The sequence below is a fragment of the Psychrobacter sp. 1U2 genome (genome assembly GCF_051847575.1).
Genome location: NZ_JBPYDC010000931.1, coordinates 1 through 768, shown reverse-complemented (window position 1 = coordinate 768; position 768 = coordinate 1). Strand labels below are relative to the sequence as shown.

The 768-nt window shown below is 48.0% G+C and carries 1 protein-coding gene; it reads left to right on the top strand.

Annotated elements, in window-relative coordinates; all coding sequences use genetic code 11:
- Positions 1 to 768: cytochrome c biogenesis protein CcdA (locus tag ACS8FD_RS19630; RefSeq protein ID WP_439277099.1), on the top strand; the 768-nt coding region annotated here is incomplete at both ends.

Here is a 768-nt window from a genome sequence, read left to right as displayed (position 1 = left end):
TGCCTATGGTATTTTGGGTGCAGTCATCGCGGTGTTTGGCGAGTCATTAGGAATTATTGGCTGGCTACAAAACCCAATTATCTTGATTAGCTTTGCTATCATCTTTGTATTGCTAGGGCTATATATGCTGGGCGTATTTACTATTCGTCTGCCACGTGCCATTAGTAGTAAGATGCAAGGCTTGAGTCAAGCGGGCGATAGTAAGCTTGGTAGTACGGGAGGCAGCTTGGTTGCTGGGTTTTTATCAGCATTGGTCGTATCGCCTTGTGTGTCCGCGCCACTATTTGGCGCATTGCTCGCAGTTTCGACTATCGGTAGTCCGCTGCTTGGTTTTGCCGCCTTATTTATGCTTGGTTTTGGTTTGTCAGCGCCGCTTATTTTAATTGGTGCAACCCAAGGCAAAATCATACCGAAGGCTGGCGAGTGGATGAACTGGGTCAAACAAGGCTTTGCTTTATTATTATTTGCAGTGGCGCTATTATTAATTGAGCGCGTGTTTGTATCGCCTGTAATGCTGTTAGTATGGGCATTATGGTTTATGGTGGTAGCGACATGGGCGTGGAGCTGGCTGGGTCGTGGTCGAATGCTCACCCAAGCACTTGGTTTAGTGACCGGTATTTGGGCAGCTTGTTTGATTATTGGTGCGGCACTAGGTAACGACGATAGTCTACATCCGTTAGCGTCACTAAGCGCTGCACCGATGATGCTACAGTCGGCTAATGGTCAAGCGGCTGGCAATAAGAATGCGAACGATGAGCACGTCACGAC